Genomic DNA, 16,949 nt, shown 5'->3' on the forward strand with positions numbered 1-16,949 from the left:
AAAAAGTGAAAGTGCCTTTCAATGTTTCGAAGCAGTCACTATTTCAAACCACTAAGTGCGTGATGTCACAAAAATGATTGTTGAGTTAGCAAAACAACGCATTTACATCTCTGATATCTATCGCGAACTTGGATCCCAGATAGCGCCGACAACAAAGACGCGGTGGACTAAATGCTCACCCCGCTATCAAAACTTTCTTTCTCTTCACTTAAGCGTGGTTTGTGGCCACGCACTTCGGCGCTTTTGCCTTGGCTCTTTTTGACTCGTTGATATGAAGTAGATTATGTCTTGTGACCGGCATAAAAATAATCCCTGCCACATTCTTCTTGCCCCAGAACTCGACCAACCATTCTGAATCTGGATGTTGCGCCACCGCATGAGACTGAAACACGCCTTGGAGGATATCAGACGAAAAACGACGTTGAAGATCTGCAAACTCTAGCTCAGACAATATTTTCTGAGTGTTAAAGCCGACTGTTTGACGATACGCTCTAAGTGCATCGACATCGATCATCTGACTGAAAGAGAGAAGCTCTCGCTGGGTAAGTTGATTCCCTGTGTCTGAGATTGGCGAGCCAATACGAGCTAGCCACTGCTCATCAAGGATTTGGGGTTGCTCAGCCACGAGTAAATTGACCGTAATATCTTCTATTCTACTCGCATGCAACATGCCATAAACCACGGTACGACCTTTCTCGTTGACCGCCGTTTTGGCGTCGTGCGTGGTCAAGCCTTGCCAGAGTTCATCTTCATAGGACTTTTGCGCTAACTGCCCCACTCCAGAGACATGCACAAGGCTATGTAAGAATAGACAAGTCTGCTTAAATTCATCGAATTGAGTAGCATCGCGATAAATAGCCTTGGCGTGCTTTAAATGCTCACTAAATAAGTTGATCGTCATCTGTAAGTTCTCCATCCCTTTCTTACCTACAACGCCTTAGTGTGACAGAAGCAACATATGTAAACTGTGAGCCAGTAACGCCAAATGTAATACGTCGGCTATTTTTTTATAAATTGGGTTCAAAGTGTGGGCCCAAGTTTTTGCAACTTGAGTTAGCGCACCACCATTTCAACATCAATATGAGGGTACTTACTCGCGAGTTGATTAGTTAAATCAAGCTTTCCTTGTCGCCATTGCTGATGTTCTAGTTGCTGTAAAGCCTCAATTGGAAACTCGATAACAACTAGGTAGCTAGAGCCCGTTTTGGATACTTTAGGCTCCGATTTATAACCTAGAGGGTCAAGATACTGAGACACAATAGTGAGTATCTCTTGGTGCTGCTCACGGTTTTGCAACTTGCCTCCAGCCAACTCAACAAATGAGTCACTGATTATTGATAGCGGTTGACGAATCATCAGTAAAGCAAGGATAAACACCAAGATCGCATCACCAATATAGAGCAGAAAGTCATAACTACTACCCGCTTCAATACTGCCAATAACGATCAACACCGCACCTGTCGATGCTGACAGTATTCCATCAATAAATGATGATTTTTGATCGACGATCAGCATCGAACTATTGTTGTTAATTTTCTTATTTTGAAAATAGTAAAAAGCTGACAGTCCCCAGCAAATAGCGACCATTGCAATTGCATAGTAAACAATAATACCTGTTTGCAACGTTGCTAACTCATCGCCATTGAGATAGCTAAGAATTTTTGAGCCATTGGTAACGATGGCAGAGATAACAACGCCAAGTAAGAGTAGCCCTTTGGTCAAACTGTAGAGCGCTTCAGTGACATAAAGACCAAACGGATAGTTTTCGGTTTTTAGTGATTTTATTTGGGTAATTTTCAGCGCTACGATGGCGGTAATAAACAGGATAAAAGAGATATTCCCATCCAGCATTAACGCCTCAGAACCCGAAAGGTAATATGCCCCCCACCCAGAAAACGCCATAATCAAGTTGGCAAAAATTCCAAGTTTTAATGCTTGGCTCTCGATCTTCACGATTTGCTCTTTCACCAACGTCTCCCTCACTACGCAATTTGATACTTCCTGCTTTTTGAACAAGCATCATGACTGGTTATTTTGACCATCAATATCAGAAGCTTATTCTAACCAGCAAATCCTATCACTTCACTATACACACGCCAATCCATACTCAAAATGATTTACAAATTGGCGAAGTTTTCTTCAATATAATTGTGAGTGGTACATGAGCTCAAAAATAGGAATGGCGGAACAAGGCAATACCCGAGTTCAGTCGAACTAAACTCATATGTCATCGTACGATGCAAGATTTTAGGCGTGAGGTGGTTTAATCCAGTTTAAACAGCAACTGGGTTACCCATTTACCAATACGGAAAAAACTGAAGAACACAGCGATCATCAAAACAATAGATAGCGTATAGGCGAGATAGTCTGGGACACCGAACCCCCACGCAAAGGTAAATGCGAGCCCGTGCAGTGCCTCACTAGGCAGTTTTATAACAGGGACATTAGAGCCAGACGCAAACAGAAATAGAAACGCCGCAAAACCAGTTAGGGCTACAATTGCCCCTGCAACATTTGCTCTATTCATGGAATCAATACTGCAATTTTAAAGAAATGATTGTATTCCTAAGCAACCCCTTCTGCTAGTAAAAGTTCGACAAACGCACCCATCTGCACATAATATCAACGATAAATCGGTGTTTTTGCGATTAATTCTGTTCTTGGAGTGTATTCTTAAACGGTAGTTTCCAATATGACTAAAATGAGGCTGAAAGCTTTCCGAGCATTGTGTCTCGACGAATGTCGAGTATCTCATTAATCATTTTCTGCTTCGCATTCAGGCCAAAATGCTTAGAGTAACGCTGTATTTTCTGTATCTCATTACGGTCCAAACTGTACACCTCTTGCTTGAGCCTTTGCCTCGCCTCATTTTTGATCAAGCCATTTTGCTGAAGTAGTCGAATAATTTTTTGGTCTTTTGGATGGGTATTTTTAGTCATATTAATCACTTAACTTGGCTCTGCTAATCAAATTCTCGCTAGAATAGAGCGTAAAAATGACAACAGTATTACTCCAAGCGCCTATCCGTTCCCTCCTGTCCCTGAGGTGAATCACTGAAACGTAAAGCAGACTAAGATCTTTGGTCAGGAGAACAACACCGTTGAAAAGTTGCGTCACTTCCCGATATTGACCGTGTTTGGTTTCATAATTGAACAAGAATAAAACCTATTTTTGCTGTATCTAACACAAATACACTTTCAAACCCTGACAAACCGTATATTTTAAATTCAACTAGTTGCATTTATGGTAATATCCTCATGTGACTACATGATTGCAGTATTTCTATGAGAGCGCTTTTTAATAACAATCAAATCACCCATATGTTGGTGCAAAACGCTTTAAAGCTTTCCATCGTACCTTTAATGTTTTTTGTGCCCGTATTCGTTTTCCAAGTGGAACTGGAATCAATCTACGATTACATACTTGAAGTCACTCGCCTGTACAGCGTTGTGATCATTGCTTCGTTGAGTGAAAAAGTAATCAATTCCAAAGTGGTACGAGTGGGTATTTGGATCGGAATCCTCAATGGGTTCTATGATGCGATTACCGAGATTGTTTACATCGACTTAGTCATTAGCCATCGCTTCCCCTTCGCTGATGCCTTACTCGATGAAGGCTTATTACTTGTGGCATATGGCTGTGTCATCTTTGGTCTATATAAACACTTAAGTAAAGTGAACAAACTCGCGTTATTGGACAATCTGACTAAATGCTACACTAGGTCAGCGCTAAGCCTTGTTCCTCACGGGCATTACCAACTGTTCTATCTTGACCTTGATAAGTTCAAACAGATTAACGACTCCAAAGGTCATAATGTTGGCGATCAAGTTTTGACCGTTTTTGGTCGACGTTTAATTCGTTGCTGCGATGAAATTGGCTACGCATTTCGAGTTGGGGGCGATGAGTTTATCGCCATTGTCGATATAAACCACGCTGAAAACTTTATCGAACGATTCACCAAAGCGTGTGAAGTTGAGTCTATTGAGTTTAGCTATGGCACTGCTGCATGCAGTCACAATTACTTTGACCAAGCGATCAAAGAAGCTGATGAAGATTTGTACGAAATGAAAATGTTCAAAGCCAGTAGTTCGCCCTACGATTTTGAAATCAACACGTTTTCATAACCTGATGTGATAGCGTTAATTGATAACTTTATTTCCCCTGTCAGAGTCAGGTAGAATAACAGCATTACTAATAGCTAGAGAAGATCATGGCGAAACTAACGCTCCAAGAACAGATGTTAAAAGCTGGACTTGTTAACGAAAAGAAGCTTAAGAAAGCAAAAAAGGGCTCAAAAAAATCTCGTGTTCAAGCGCGTGAGGTGAAAGCAGCCGTAGAAGAAAACAAACGTCTGCAACAAGAGCGAGACAAAGAGCTTAGCGCTCAACAAAATGAGCAACGCCAGACCAAAGAAGTACAGGCACAAATCAAGCAACTAATTGAGATGAACAAACTCGACCTGGGCGATGGTGACATCAAATACAACTTTACTGACGGCACTTTAGTGAAATCGCTTTATGTTGAGCAATTAGTTCGAGATCAACTAAGCAAAGGAATTTTAGCGATTGCCCGCTCAGAAGAAAGTTACGTGGTAATCCCAAGCGCTGTAGCCAACAAAATCGCTCAACGCGATGCAGAAGCCATTATCGACCAAAAAGAAAAACAAGCGGATACCATTGACGAAGACGACCCATATGCAGACTTTGTCGTTCCCGACGATTTGATGTGGTAATCACACCGATACAGAAAAATGAAAAAGGGCGTCCTCAGTATTAGAGAACGCCCTTTTTTACTATTAGTTGACTATCGAGACTAGCCCTTGTTCTTCGCGCGAATCATACGGTAAAGGCGGCTGCGACGCTCCGCTTCACCTTGACTTGCATCACTTGGGTTGTTCATACGAGAACGGCGGTTTTTAAATGCCGGCTTCGAGTGCATTTTCTCTAGCAGCGCGGCACGGTTTTTAGGTTCATACCCTTCTAACTCTTTACGATAGATACGCTGACCAATCAATGACTCAACTTGTTGAAGTGTCAGTTCCTCATCGCGGTTAACGAACGATACCGCATGGCCTTTCTGCCCTGCACGTCCTGTACGACCGATACGATGTACATAATCTTCAGCTAAAAACGGCATATCAAAGTTGACCACATGTGGTAGGTTTTGAATATCCAAACCTCGAGCGGCAACATCAGTTGCAATCATCACACGCGCTTTACCTTGCTTGAACTCATCAAGGGCACGACGGCGAGCGCTTTGCGCTTTATCACCATGGCACAGTACGGCTTTGATGCCGTCAAGTTTCAGCTCTTTAAGCAACTCATTTGCGGTTTCTTTATAGTTAACGAACACCAAAACTTGCTGCCAGTTTTTACGCCCAATGAGTTCTGAGAGTAGCTCACGTTTGCGCTCTTGCTCTACCGGATAAACAACATGTGCTACCGTTTCGGCAGTGACGTTTTCACGCGAGATGGCGATACGCTTGGGTTGACGAAGTATTTTCGCCGCTAAAGTGTTCATCTGGGTCGAAAATGTTGCAGAGAAAAGCATCGTTTGTGGTTTGCTTGTCACACCAGACATGATCTTCTCAATAGCTGAAATAAAGCCCATGTCGAGCATTCGATCCGCTTCATCAAAAACCAAAAACTCTAAGTTGGCTAAAGAAACATTGTTCAACTCTAGGTGCTCAATCAAGCGTCCTGGTGTCGCAACCAAGATATCAACACCACTTTGCAGTGTTTTTTCTTGCGATGACATCTTCGCGCCACCATAAACGGCAACCGTTCGCAGATCTGTATATTTGGTATAGTCTTGAATGTTTTGCGCTATCTGAGCGGCCAACTCACGTGTTGGCGCCAAAATGACTGCTCGAGTCTGATGACGATTGGCGCTTTTTGGCTTATCAAGAATGTTCTGAATAATCGGCAATGCGAACGCCGCTGTTTTACCAGTACCCGTTTGTGCATTCGCGAGAATGTCATGACCACGACGAGCCAAGGGAATCGCTTTTTGCTGAATTGGGGTTAACTTCTCGTAACCACATTCTACTAATGCCTTAACGACTTCTGGTGAAAAATTTTGTGATGCAAATGACATTACTTGTTCCTAACAAACGACCGTACCATGCGATGTACCCGCATGACCAAAAACTTGACCGCGTATTATAGAGCAAGTGACGATAGGATGGGACAAATTTTATTTATTTGTTGCTTAACCCCAAGCAGTCCCACTCCTCTACCATCAATACATTTACATACCTTTTATCTCAACACGTCGATTTTGTTGTCGTCCTGCAGAGTTAGCATTGCTTGCTATCGGTTGCTTCTCCCCATAACTTACCGCTTCGATTTTCGAGCTATCAACTTGATTGTCTACAAGAAAACCTTGCACGGTAAGGGCACGTTTCATACCCAGAGTAAAGTTATAGGCATCACTGCCGTAAGAGTCGGTGTGACCTTCCAAAAGGATATTGTTCTCCGTATCACGTATCGTCTCTAACATCGCGTCCAACACGGTTATTGACGCGGGCGTTAACCTTGCACTGTCAAACTTAAAGTAGATCCGCCCGCTCATATCGGTTTGATCCCCTTGCGAAACAAAATACTCTGCGCAATCTTTGTTGATACCGATATTGTTAAGTTCAGACTTAATCAGCTCTTCTGTCGCTAAAGTACCTTCACCTTCGATACGCAACATCCCGCCTTGCAGGACCGAAACTCGCTTTGACTGTTGAACGGTCACTTGCTTTTTGACACTAAAGTCAGACTTGCCACAAACACTCACTAAATCGTCATTTGCCCAACCACTCGCTGACGCCAACAAAGATAGCGCACACACGATGCATGTATTGTTGATTTGCTGATTCATATTTCATCCTTGTCTTATTTTAAGTGGCCGATTTCTTCCGTTATCAAAGAAAACAACTTATCGGTAATCTGTTTTTTGTTTTGCGCATAAAGGATATTTTCACTTCCCACACAACGGTCTAACGCTTTGTTGGTTTCACCCTCTTTGTAGTCAAACCCTATTAAGTAGAGAGTTGTATCGATATTGCCGGACGAGAGCCCACCTTTGATCACTTCACAAAGTTGATGATTGATAATCAAATTTTGTCCGATCTGCCAATATCCACTTTGCCCTTCATCTGCATACTTTGGTCCTGTTTCACCAACAGGTGAGTGATTTGGCGAATCTTGTCCGTCTGATAATAGAATCAAAAGCCGTTTTTTATTCTTACCCCTAAGCAGCAACTTGTACGCATCAATAAGCCCCAAATAGGATGCGGTGCCACCTTTGGGCTTAAACGACGCAATCAATTTGACTAACGACGGTTCACCTGACGCCTTACTGATCATCTTGTCGGTCAACGCGATATTGTAAAAGTTTGCGCCTTTTGACGACGTTTCATCCACAGCACAGACGCTATCTAACAGGTAGCTTTTGGCCGTCACATCAAATATCGTGCTTACATAGTTAACCGTGTTGTTTTTATTAAAACGAACATGTTCCACATTACCGATACCGTTAATGATGGTGTTGCTGGCATTGCATTGGCTTGGGTCAGCTTTGCGGTGGACATAGTGATTGAAGGGAACAACTCCTAAGGTGTTGATTTCATCGGGGATAGCCAACGAATTAAAGTCATCTAATTTCTTCGCCACATCACCAATAATATCCACTAAGTCTTGATACTTTTTTTTGTTTCCGCCCTTCCAGCCATCATCCATCGAGCCAGAGAAATCGGCAACAAGCATGACATCAATAGCGTTGGTCTGAAACTTGCGCGAAGTACCCTGCCCCGCCAAATTGAGCTTCTTATCAAAGCCGGCAACGCTTTCGTTGCCAACAAACCAAGTCTCATACTCTATTGCGGCAGTGACTTCATACTGCGAGAAGCGCTTGTTGCCTGCACTACACTCGGCAATCTGTTCGCACTGTTTTTTACGAATTTTCAGATTCGTCAGGTCTTGGGGACCTTTGATTTTTTCATTTGGAAAGTAGACCGAAACAAAATCTGCGACAATTTGTCGATTAACTGCGCTACCAAAGTCTTCTGGTTTGCCTTTATCAGCCTCATTGTCATCGTCGTATGCTGAAATCGCTAATACCGCCACTTCTAATGCATCATTCATACGCGCTTTTTGCTGCAGAGCACGGGCTCCTTCACTGCCCAAGTTGAATACACCAAATAGCAGAGGGACAAACATTGCAAACAAGATCATCGCGTGACCTCTTTGCTTGCGTATACTTTGACTCATCATTACCTCCCTATCATTAGTGCATCAGACTGTACTCGAGTAAAGCTCTCTCCTAGAAGATCGCCAATCCAGTTGTCTGTCTCATAACACAGCGTCACGCGATAGAGGCTAGAGGGACGCCCCCAAGTCGTAATTTTGGATAGATGAGTCATGTTGTTGAGCGTCTTAGCTACATTACAGCGGATACCAAGCGTTGGAGAATTTTGCGAACGAAATACGTCATATATGGGCTTATGTGCTTGATCAAACGTCACTGATTCAACCACGTAGCCAAACGACGTAGCATCAAATTGATTTGTTGTACGTTTAAACGAAGCCTTAGCAATTTTTATCGCCGTATTCACATTGGCATCGGTTAAGCGATAAGACTTGCTGTAAAGCTGCGTGCGCTCTTTTACGATGTTCACTAGCGAGTATGACAAACGGTCAAGTTTTCCCTTGTGCGTAAGCTTGATGATGACGTCGCCACTAAACACAAACAGTAGACTAAAGAATACGCCAACGATCGCCATTTCAATGCTAAAAGTACCGCGCTGTTTAGAAGTTAAACTGATCACGCTCATACTCCTGTACTACGATTGCCTCTCTAGTAAATAACTGACTGCTATTGATAAAGTAGTTAAACATTGGCTGGTAAGCATAGTTAACGCGATACACGGCGATTGCACTATCGGTATATTTGCCGCACTCACTCTCTTTTTCACCTGCGCCAAGCGGGCAATAGTCATCTTTGAGATTTTCCAACTCAGTTTGTGATTTTAGGTACTGCACAGAAAACTCAAACTTATCGTGATCAATAAGCTTGGCCCACAATGATTGATTATCATACAGAGCCTGCTTAAAGCGCGCCGAGTAACTGTTAAAGCACTGACTACCCACGCAATCTTTCGATACTTGATCCTCAAGGCGAGAGGCTCGAGAGGCTTCACTAACCGCCAGATCCGTCACCGCCGAAACATAGGACATATAGCTCACTTCAACGAGCGCCATGCACAACCACCAAAACATCATAAACCCCATGGCAAACTCAATACTCACCACGCCTTTATTGCGACGTTTCAACATCATGCCTCTCCAGATGATTCAGGGCTAACCTCTGCTTGAACATCCAAATCAAGCTCATTGTCACTTGTCTGCGAATCGTCGACAGTAAGTACATCGTTAGCGGGGGATATTGGATCTACTGGCGTCGCTTGTTGCGCCAACTCATCACTTAGCCTATCTGCCTGTACATCGGTTTGTAATGGCGCATCTTGAGTCTCAACCTCGTTTTGCTCCAACTGCATTTCTTCAACGAGCGTTGCTTGTCCCCCCACTTGGTCAGGTTCTTGCCCGACGGTAATTGCCGCATCATCAGAAACTTCTGCCGCGAGCTCTAACTGCTCCTCGCCTTCTTCTAATGAGTGAGCAATTTTATTTTGCGACTGTGCAACACCGCTTTCTTTTACTGTAATCACCAGTAAGCTCTCATCACTCTCGCTATTGCTCACCATTAAATCGGAATCAGGCACCTCTGATGTTGTTGCATCTGACGCGTTGCTATCACTTGACTGCTCTACGTTCTGTCGGTTCACTTCTGTTGATAACGCAACTAATTCATCGGTTTCAAGGTTATCTGTTGCCTCTTCAGCAGGCTCCACATCTTGTTTAACCAAGCTATCAGCAATGGTACTGTTCGTAGTTTGCTCTGCCTGTACTAACTCGGTATCAAATAACTTAGGTTCAGTCTGCAAACTTGTCGGCTCAATTAGAGTGTCCTGTGGCAAGTCTTGCTGAGTACGATGGTGCGGTACAAAACTCTCGCTATCGCGCAAAGCTAGGTAGATTTTATTCTTGTGAATTTCCGATAGTGACGAGTCCAGAGCGTCCAAGACGAACTCTCGCTGGCCATTTTTTGCCATAATGACTAGTAAATTCGACTTGATTTGCTCATCAGAGCGCTGCTCTTCCGTTAGTGAAGATAATCGACTTAATGCTTGTTTTTGCTTTCCTTCAAACACATCAAGGAGCGCTAAGTTGTTTTTTACTTTGACGTCGTCGTAGAAGCGAGATCTTGCCATTTCAAACATTTCCCGAGCTTGCTCGAAGTTACCCTTCTCAACGTTGATAATGCCGAGTAAGTTATAGACTTCACCACTCGAGGAATCTATTGCTTGCGCTTTTTTTAGCAAGGTTTCGGCTTGCGAACTATTACCTAATTCCATACTGGCCTTAGCGGCGACTAAATAGCTCGCAAATGAGCCTTTATTTCCTTCTAATAATGGGCTGATTACAAATAATGATGATTCAGCATCCAGACTATCCAAATAGACATTGGCTAGTTTTACACGATATTCTTCACTATCTGCATTTCTTAATTGCTGCTTATAAAACTCAATTAACTTCTCATTATTATTTGTTGCGAGAAAAACCTTTTCTTGCTTTTCAACATTAAGCTCTTCATTGTAAGCCGACTTTGTATTTCCCGTCGCTTGGCATCCCTGAACAAACACAATCAAAAATAACACGATATACTTCATCATAAACTACCCATCATTCGCATTACGCCTGGTGCGGCAATTAAAATTACGATTGGCATCATAATAAACAGTATTAACGGCACAGACATTTTTGCCGCGAGTTTCCCTATCCTTTCTTCAACTGTCAGCATGGTTACTTGTCGAATATCAGCAGACAGTGTGGTCAAGGTTGAATATATCGATGACCCGTACTGTAGGCTCTGTTTTAAAGTCATCACAAAACTACGCATCTCTGTGGTTGGAACATGGTCATAAACTTCGTCCAATGCTTTTTCTAAGCCAACGACATTTGCCCTGTCATTCATTCGCTCTAACAGCAATGAAATCTTGGGTTCAAAATGTCTTATTTCCTTAGCTAGATAGCTCAATGACGCTTCTATTGTCATCCCGGTTTGTACACACACTGCGAGTAGATCAATCACAAAAGGCAGCTGTCGACTGACACGTGAGCGATAATATTTTATTCTCGAATCTAAAATAGCATCTGGTACAATAAGTGATATCACCACCCAAATTGCCAATACCGAAACCAACATCATCAACTCCATTGTGTTATAGTTAGCAATAGAGATAATAATCAAGCCCAATATCACTATAATGTATTTGATCGGCATATATAAATGTGGGTAACGAAAGGTATAATAACCAGCATTAATTAATTTTTCTTGAATTTCCCCCTCATTCATAACGATTGAGGAAGGGACAATAGTGTCTAATAGCTCCAGCAGACTCTTTTTTAGGCTGATTAGATTTTTTTTTTTTTGTAAATAGTTCTTAATAAACTGCTCTTTCTTCCTTCCATTGATATATACCAATAATAGAATCACACCAAACATGGTCAAAGGAAGCGCAAATAGCAATGATTGATTAATCATATTTCCACTCCTTTCATTAACTTTCTAACAATCGCAATACCGATAAACTCACTGATTAGTACGTAATATAAAATTACACGCCCATCTGGATTAAACATGACATACTCATAATTTTCAGGGCTGAGATATTGCAACATCCACAAAAATAGAAACGGAATAGCGGCTACTATTTTCGCTGAGGTACGCGCTTCAGACGTTAATGAGTACTTTTTTTTCTCAACGGTTCTCGCATCAAACATTAAACGGTTGAGCCGTGTAATCACCTCTTTCAACTGTCCACCACGCTGTAAGTTAGCATTAACGGTGATCACAAAAAAATGAAAGGTGGGGTATGGAAAACGTTTACATGCTTTACGAAATACAGACTCTGGCGTTTCACCCATCTGTAATCGTTCCCCCATCAGCTTAAACTCTTTTCCTACTTCCGTATCCAAAGTCTTACCGACATACATAATGGCATGCATAAGACTCTCGCCAGAACTAACCGCACTAGTTAACATATTTAGGGCGTCAGGAAACGCCTCTTCGAACTGCCTTCTCTCTCGATTTTGCAGCCAATTGTAGAGGGCAACGAAACCTACAACCTCAACCACAATCAGCACAACCCATGGATTTCCTCGCACAAACGTCATATCGATGTAAATCGATAACAAACCAAGCGCAATAACCACAACAATAAACTTTGCTAGCGCGGCACTACCCAACTGACGAAAGACTTTTTTCACTATCCGTTTCACTTTCTGTGTTAGGTTTTCTCTGCTTAATACAGTTAAGTTAATCGCACTCCCTAATTGTTGATTTGCCCCCTTCGCCGCAGTCTTATCGGTTTTCGTCAGTAACTTTAATGCGCTCTGTTTGTCCTCATTTCGCGCAAGGTAAAGCAAGAGCAAACCGCCAACAAACAAGCTAATCCATGCCATGGTCACTCTCCTCTAATACCAAAAATCGCATTGAGGTTACCTTCTAAGCCAAAGAAACGCGCTTTCTCAACCAGAACCGAACGTTTCATCAAGCCGGCAGAAGAAAAATTGCCGATCACCTTACGCTCCTCGCCACTGACGGATGTCGCTTCAAATCGAAACAGCTCTTCCATCACCACGTTATTACCTTCAAGACCGCACACTTCAGAGATGCTCATCACTTTTCTCGACCCGTCATGCAATCGACTAATCTGGATCACGATATCAATGGCGCTGACAATCGTGCGACGAATCGCTTCCAAAGGAAGGTTACTGTTTGCCATCATCACCATCGCTTCAACCCGAGATAGTGCATCCCTTGGTGTATTAGCATGTAACGTCGACATAGACCCATCATGACCAGTGTTCATTGCTTGTAGCATTTCGAATGCTTCACCACCACGACACTCACCTACGATGATTCGGTCTGGTCGCATACGAAGCGAGTTAATCACCAAATCTCGCTGGGTGATCGCGCCTGTACCTTCGATACCTGATGTTCTCGTTTCTAACCGCACAACGTGGGGTTGCAAGAGTCTCAATTCGGCAGCATCTTCAATTGTCACGATTCGTTCACTGTCTGAGGCAAATTGAGATAAGGCATTCAACATGGTGGTTTTGCCCGATCCTGTTCCTCCAGAAATAAGAATGTTGAGTCGACACCTCGCTGCGATCATCAACACCTTCGCCATTTCGGGACTCATCGCGCCAAACTCGACTAATTTTTCAAAATCTATACTCTGTTTTTTAAACTTACGAATAGAAACTGATGTGCCATCAATAGCAATTGGCGGAATGACAATATTGACACGACTACCGTCTTCCAAGCGGGCATCACAAGTAGGCGATGATTCATCGACACGACGCCCGACACGCGAAGCGATGCGTTTTGCGATTTGTTGTAGCTGCTTTTCATCAATAAAAGTTATCGACGACTTTTCTACCAGACCATTACGTTCAATAAACACATTTTCGTAGCCATTGATCATAATATCGGTAATAGACTCATCGTCCATTAGTGGCTGCAATGGTCCAAGTCCTAGCAGTTCATCGATAATACTTTTTACGTACTCGCGCCGCACTACTGTCGCAACAGAGTAGTCGTTGCGCTTAATTAGCACTTCAACAGCCGTTGTTACTTGATCGGTCAACTGCTCTCGGCTTAACTTGTTAACTACGTCGGCTTCTAATGCATCATAGATTTGTTGACGTAACTCGATGTAAACGCTTCGCGATTGGTTTTTTGCCACAGTCGACTCCCCTTCTATCTACGAGAAAACCAATTTGCCAAGGTCTTCTTTGGCTCGAGTACGCTTTCGCCTAAAATAGAAGCCGTCAGTAACGCCAGTGGTTTCGCGACCGCAAGGCGAGAATCTGTAAGGTAGCCGCCATTAATAATGTGCTTTAGAATCCCCGCATCGAACGGAATTTCGATATCAATCTCACGGCGCAGAAAATCAACCACATCTTTCCTACTCAATACCGTCGCTTTGGTTGGCTGGACATGGTTTAACACCATGATTTGACGCAAGTCTGGCGCCTGAGAGCTTAGGTGCTCAGAGAGTTTTTTCAGTTGACGAACACTTGAAATTGCCGGGGTAAACACAAGCACGACGGTATCGACTGTCTCAATAAGATACTTATAATCCACATCCGTTTGGCCCACTTTGGATAAATCGGAGACAATGAAGTTATTCTGCCCTCCAAGTAGATTCTCCAGTACTCGCGTGTACTCTTTGAGCTCAAAGCTAGAGTGCTCTTCTGAGGTTAAGGAGAGAACTGAGAGTAAGTCCGTCACTTTTTTGGTCATGCTGCTCGCGTACGTTGCATCAATGTCTGACTCTATCGTAGAAATATTGACGAGCCGTTTTTCGAACCCTTCTAACTTAAGAATAATATCGATGTTGCCGGCATAATAGTCATGATCAACCAGAAGGCATTTCGAGTTGTGTTTACGCGCAAGGTTGTTCGCCAACTCTGCGGCAAGCAACGAAGTACCTACACCACCACTGCACCCCCAAATAGCGATTTTCTTAGCATCGCGGTTTTTACCTAAACCATTTTCCTGTTCGCGATTGCGGTAGACATTTTTGATGAAGTCGACCATTTCAAGTTTGTTGGCTGGCCAGAATAGATAGTAAAATCCCATCTGCTTGAGATTGCGGATCGTCGAGATGGCGTCTTCCTGACCAATAACAATCACGGATGCATCATTGGGTAGCAGGTGGCTGATTCGGTGCATATCAGCAGTGACATCAACGGATTTTGTCAACTCAACCAGTGCAATTTCAACCTCTGATTCACGAACGTGTGACTTAATATTTTCATCACGATTGGCAACAAAACTCGGCTGTGGTATCCCTTCAAAACGAAATGCTTCTTCAATCAGTTCTCGACACTGCGTGCTTTGGGTAAATGCCACACAAGAGAAGCGAACTATCTCTCTTTTCTTGCGCTCAATTTTGTTGAGAGACTCTAAAATATCCAACATCTTATACCTCACTATCCCTATTATTTGTTCAACAACAGAGCATCATCTGGATAAGTCATGGATTGCCAAAGGTTGCTGTTTGCAGAGCAACCAACAGGGGCTTTGGCGTAATATCGAATCGATTGCGGCTCACAGATGGGGGTGACAACTTTATATTTTACTAGCTCTATTTTTAGATCAAACTCACCCAACTTATCAGTCGATTCCAAGACGATATTTTGTGCAATCGCACCATCGTTGAGTAGCTGTTCGCGCCACTCTTTGGCTATTTTTTTTCCTTGTGTCGAGGAGTAGCTAAGCTGTACGTCCCGATTTAGTAGTTCGGTTTTATGCAACTGATAAAACTCATCCCATTCACGTGTCATTTTTGCCGAATGTTGCTGGTCAACAACTAGCGATAACTGATACTTGGTTGGATGCACATCAACATGAACACTTTGATTCTCATAGCTCATCGGTGTACATGCAACGAGCCTGATCACTAGGCTCAAAAATCCGATTTGCTTACTCATTTCTTAAAGCCTCCTGTCGCCAAAATGTCATTTGCTCGCTGAGTGACCACTGAGTTTTTGGGCTCTTTTATCTGGAAAAGTCGTGAAAGGTTTGAAGTTCGTTCGATCGAAGGAAGTTGTATCATATGAGGAGAAACAGGTTTCACCAGATTAACCGTTGCGACAATCACCAACTCAGTTTTGTTTCTTTCTGTTTCGGTGTTTCTAAACAGGGCACCTAAAATCGGCACATCACCAATTAGTGGGATTTTGCGCAGAGTTTCAACGTCCTCTGAACTCAGTAAACCACCAAGCACAAAACTCTGCCCGTTAGCCAATTCAATGGTTGTTTTCGCACGACGTGTTTTCAAAGCGGGTAAACTGTATCGCTCATTGGCATATTGAGTATCAAGGGAGCTCACTTCTGGCTGTAACGACAACTTAATCTTGTTGTCTCGAAGTACCTTGGCGACTAACTCTAAACGGATACCGAACTCTTTAAACATTACATTAGTTCCACCATCGACAATCGTCACAACCGGAATCTCGCCCCCCACAAGAAACGAGGCACTTTCACCAGAAATAACCGAGAGGTTAGGTTCGGCTAACACTTGACCAACAGTATCGTCACCCAATGCTGTAATACCGGTTAGAATGTCATCGGCACTAAAATCTAGAATTGGATTGACGAAAACCCCGGCGCCTCCCGAGCCCGTACCGTACTGAATACCCAGACTTTCCATAAACGTTTGCGATACTTCGGCAATCGAGATTTTCACATTGACCTGTTTAGTGGTTTGTACTTCAAGTTGGTTGATGATCCCTTTATATTCTCGCTTGGTCATAAAATCGATGATTTCATCTTCCGCTAGTTCTTTAACCCAGGTGTAATTAATTTTCTCGACTTCTTTAGACAGTAGCTCCCCGACAAGATCATTGATGCCATCTTTCTCCGCTTCACTGGCGACAGAACCGGTTAAAACGACTTGTTCGCCCACATTACTAATTGAGACTTTTGCATGGGGATAATGCAGCTGAACTTGCTGGGTGATTTCAGTAAAACTCTGATTGATAACCAATTGCTTATTCACTAATGTTTTGGCATTTTCATCAAACAACATCAAAGTTGTGGTACCCATCTTTTTGCCGAACACCACGATTTTTTGGCGGTCGATCACTTGATAGTCCGCCACCTCTGGATCAGAAATAAATACTGTATCAACATCAGCTTTGGTGATAACAGGTTTTGCTTCACCCTCTTTTAAAAACATCAGTTCGCTTGCCACTGCGTTATACGCCAAGCAGGCAAGTCCCACTATCTTGAATACCTTGGATAAAAAATGAAGCATATCACCT

General features: G+C 43.0%; 18 protein-coding genes. 2 read left to right on the forward strand and 16 right to left on the reverse strand.

Going from position 1 to position 16,949, the window contains the following annotated elements:
- Positions 1-208: 208 nt before the first annotated feature.
- The 4 genes from GZK95_RS19215 to GZK95_RS19230 all read right to left on the reverse strand — a co-directional run bounded on the left by GZK95_RS19215 (position 209) and on the right by GZK95_RS19230 (position 2,939).
- A complete protein-coding gene (locus tag GZK95_RS19215; protein ID WP_075715779.1) occupies positions 209-901 on the reverse strand; it encodes a hypothetical protein in 693 nt (230 codons plus the stop codon).
- A gap of 152 nt (positions 902-1,053) precedes the next feature.
- Positions 1,054-1,968 carry a cation transporter gene (locus GZK95_RS19220; protein WP_075715778.1) on the reverse strand — a complete coding sequence of 305 codons (915 nt, stop codon included), beginning with the start codon at positions 1,966-1,968 and terminating at the stop codon, positions 1,054-1,056.
- A 295-nt stretch (positions 1,969-2,263) separates the two neighbouring features.
- The gene (locus tag GZK95_RS19225) at positions 2,264-2,527 is read right to left on the reverse strand and encodes a hypothetical protein (protein ID WP_075715777.1); all 264 of its coding nucleotides are present in this window, start codon (positions 2,525-2,527) and stop codon (positions 2,264-2,266) included.
- A gap of 169 nt (positions 2,528-2,696) precedes the next feature.
- The gene (locus tag GZK95_RS19230) at positions 2,697-2,939 is read right to left on the reverse strand and encodes a hypothetical protein (protein ID WP_075715776.1); all 243 of its coding nucleotides are present in this window, start codon (positions 2,937-2,939) and stop codon (positions 2,697-2,699) included.
- Between the two features lie 345 nt (positions 2,940-3,284).
- Between GZK95_RS19230 and GZK95_RS19235 the strand changes: the two genes are divergently transcribed.
- Together GZK95_RS19235 and GZK95_RS19240 are read left to right on the forward strand one after the other, a co-directional pair.
- A complete protein-coding gene (locus GZK95_RS19235; protein ID WP_075710214.1) occupies positions 3,285-4,124 on the forward strand; it encodes a GGDEF domain-containing protein in 840 nt (279 codons plus the stop codon).
- 86 nt (positions 4,125-4,210) lie between these two features.
- Positions 4,211-4,732, forward strand: coding sequence for a DUF2058 domain-containing protein (locus GZK95_RS19240; RefSeq protein WP_075715775.1), 522 nt, complete (start codon positions 4,211-4,213; stop codon positions 4,730-4,732).
- A gap of 80 nt (positions 4,733-4,812) precedes the next feature.
- Here GZK95_RS19240 and GZK95_RS19245 read toward each other — a convergent pair whose 3' ends face one another.
- The 12 genes from GZK95_RS19245 to GZK95_RS19300 form a co-directional block, all read right to left on the reverse strand.
- Positions 4,813-6,096, reverse strand: coding sequence for a DEAD/DEAH box helicase (locus GZK95_RS19245; RefSeq protein ID WP_075715774.1), 1,284 nt, complete (start codon positions 6,094-6,096; stop codon positions 4,813-4,815).
- Between the two features lie 153 nt (positions 6,097-6,249).
- Positions 6,250-6,867: an OmpA family protein gene (locus GZK95_RS19250; protein WP_075710220.1), complete on the reverse strand. Its 618-nt coding sequence runs from the start codon at positions 6,865-6,867 to the stop codon at positions 6,250-6,252.
- A 14-nt stretch (positions 6,868-6,881) separates the two neighbouring features.
- Complete coding sequence (locus GZK95_RS19255; RefSeq protein WP_075710222.1) at positions 6,882-8,258, reverse strand: TadE/TadG family type IV pilus assembly protein; 1,377 nt, start codon at positions 8,256-8,258, stop codon at positions 6,882-6,884.
- Between the two features lie 2 nt (positions 8,259-8,260).
- Positions 8,261-8,821, reverse strand: a complete 561-nt coding sequence (gene tadF, locus GZK95_RS19260; protein ID WP_075710224.1) for a tight adherence pilus pseudopilin TadF — start codon at positions 8,819-8,821, stop codon at positions 8,261-8,263.
- Complete coding sequence (locus GZK95_RS19265; protein WP_318630697.1) at positions 8,796-9,326, reverse strand: TadE/TadG family type IV pilus assembly protein; 531 nt, start codon at positions 9,324-9,326, stop codon at positions 8,796-8,798. Before GZK95_RS19265 ends, tadF begins: the two co-directional genes overlap by 26 nt.
- On the reverse strand, positions 9,323-10,780 hold the full coding sequence (locus tag GZK95_RS19270; protein WP_151148821.1) for a tetratricopeptide repeat protein: 1,458 nt from the start codon (positions 10,778-10,780) through the stop codon (positions 9,323-9,325). Before GZK95_RS19270 ends, GZK95_RS19265 begins: the two co-directional genes overlap by 4 nt.
- A complete protein-coding gene (locus GZK95_RS19275) occupies positions 10,777-11,652 on the reverse strand; it encodes a type II secretion system F family protein (protein ID WP_161987236.1) in 876 nt (291 codons plus the stop codon). The genes GZK95_RS19270 and GZK95_RS19275 overlap by 4 nt, the downstream gene beginning before the upstream one ends.
- Positions 11,649-12,572, reverse strand: coding sequence for a type II secretion system F family protein (locus GZK95_RS19280; protein WP_075713619.1), 924 nt, complete (start codon positions 12,570-12,572; stop codon positions 11,649-11,651). The genes GZK95_RS19275 and GZK95_RS19280 overlap by 4 nt, the downstream gene beginning before the upstream one ends.
- A 2-nt stretch (positions 12,573-12,574) precedes the next feature.
- Positions 12,575-13,861, reverse strand: coding sequence for a CpaF family protein (locus GZK95_RS19285; protein WP_075713617.1), 1,287 nt, complete (start codon positions 13,859-13,861; stop codon positions 12,575-12,577).
- Positions 13,862-13,875: 14 nt separating this feature from the next.
- Complete coding sequence (locus GZK95_RS19290) at positions 13,876-15,102, reverse strand: AAA family ATPase (protein WP_075710236.1); 1,227 nt, start codon at positions 15,100-15,102, stop codon at positions 13,876-13,878.
- A gap of 20 nt (positions 15,103-15,122) precedes the next feature.
- Complete coding sequence (locus GZK95_RS19295) at positions 15,123-15,614, reverse strand: hypothetical protein (RefSeq protein WP_075713615.1); 492 nt, start codon at positions 15,612-15,614, stop codon at positions 15,123-15,125.
- Positions 15,611-16,942, reverse strand: coding sequence for a type II and III secretion system protein family protein (locus GZK95_RS19300; RefSeq protein ID WP_075713613.1), 1,332 nt, complete (start codon positions 16,940-16,942; stop codon positions 15,611-15,613). Before GZK95_RS19300 ends, GZK95_RS19295 begins: the two co-directional genes overlap by 4 nt.
- Positions 16,943-16,949 lie beyond the last annotated feature (7 nt).

The sequence above is a fragment of the Vibrio panuliri genome (genome assembly GCF_009938205.1).
GTDB lineage: Bacteria > Pseudomonadota > Gammaproteobacteria > Enterobacterales > Vibrionaceae > Vibrio > Vibrio panuliri.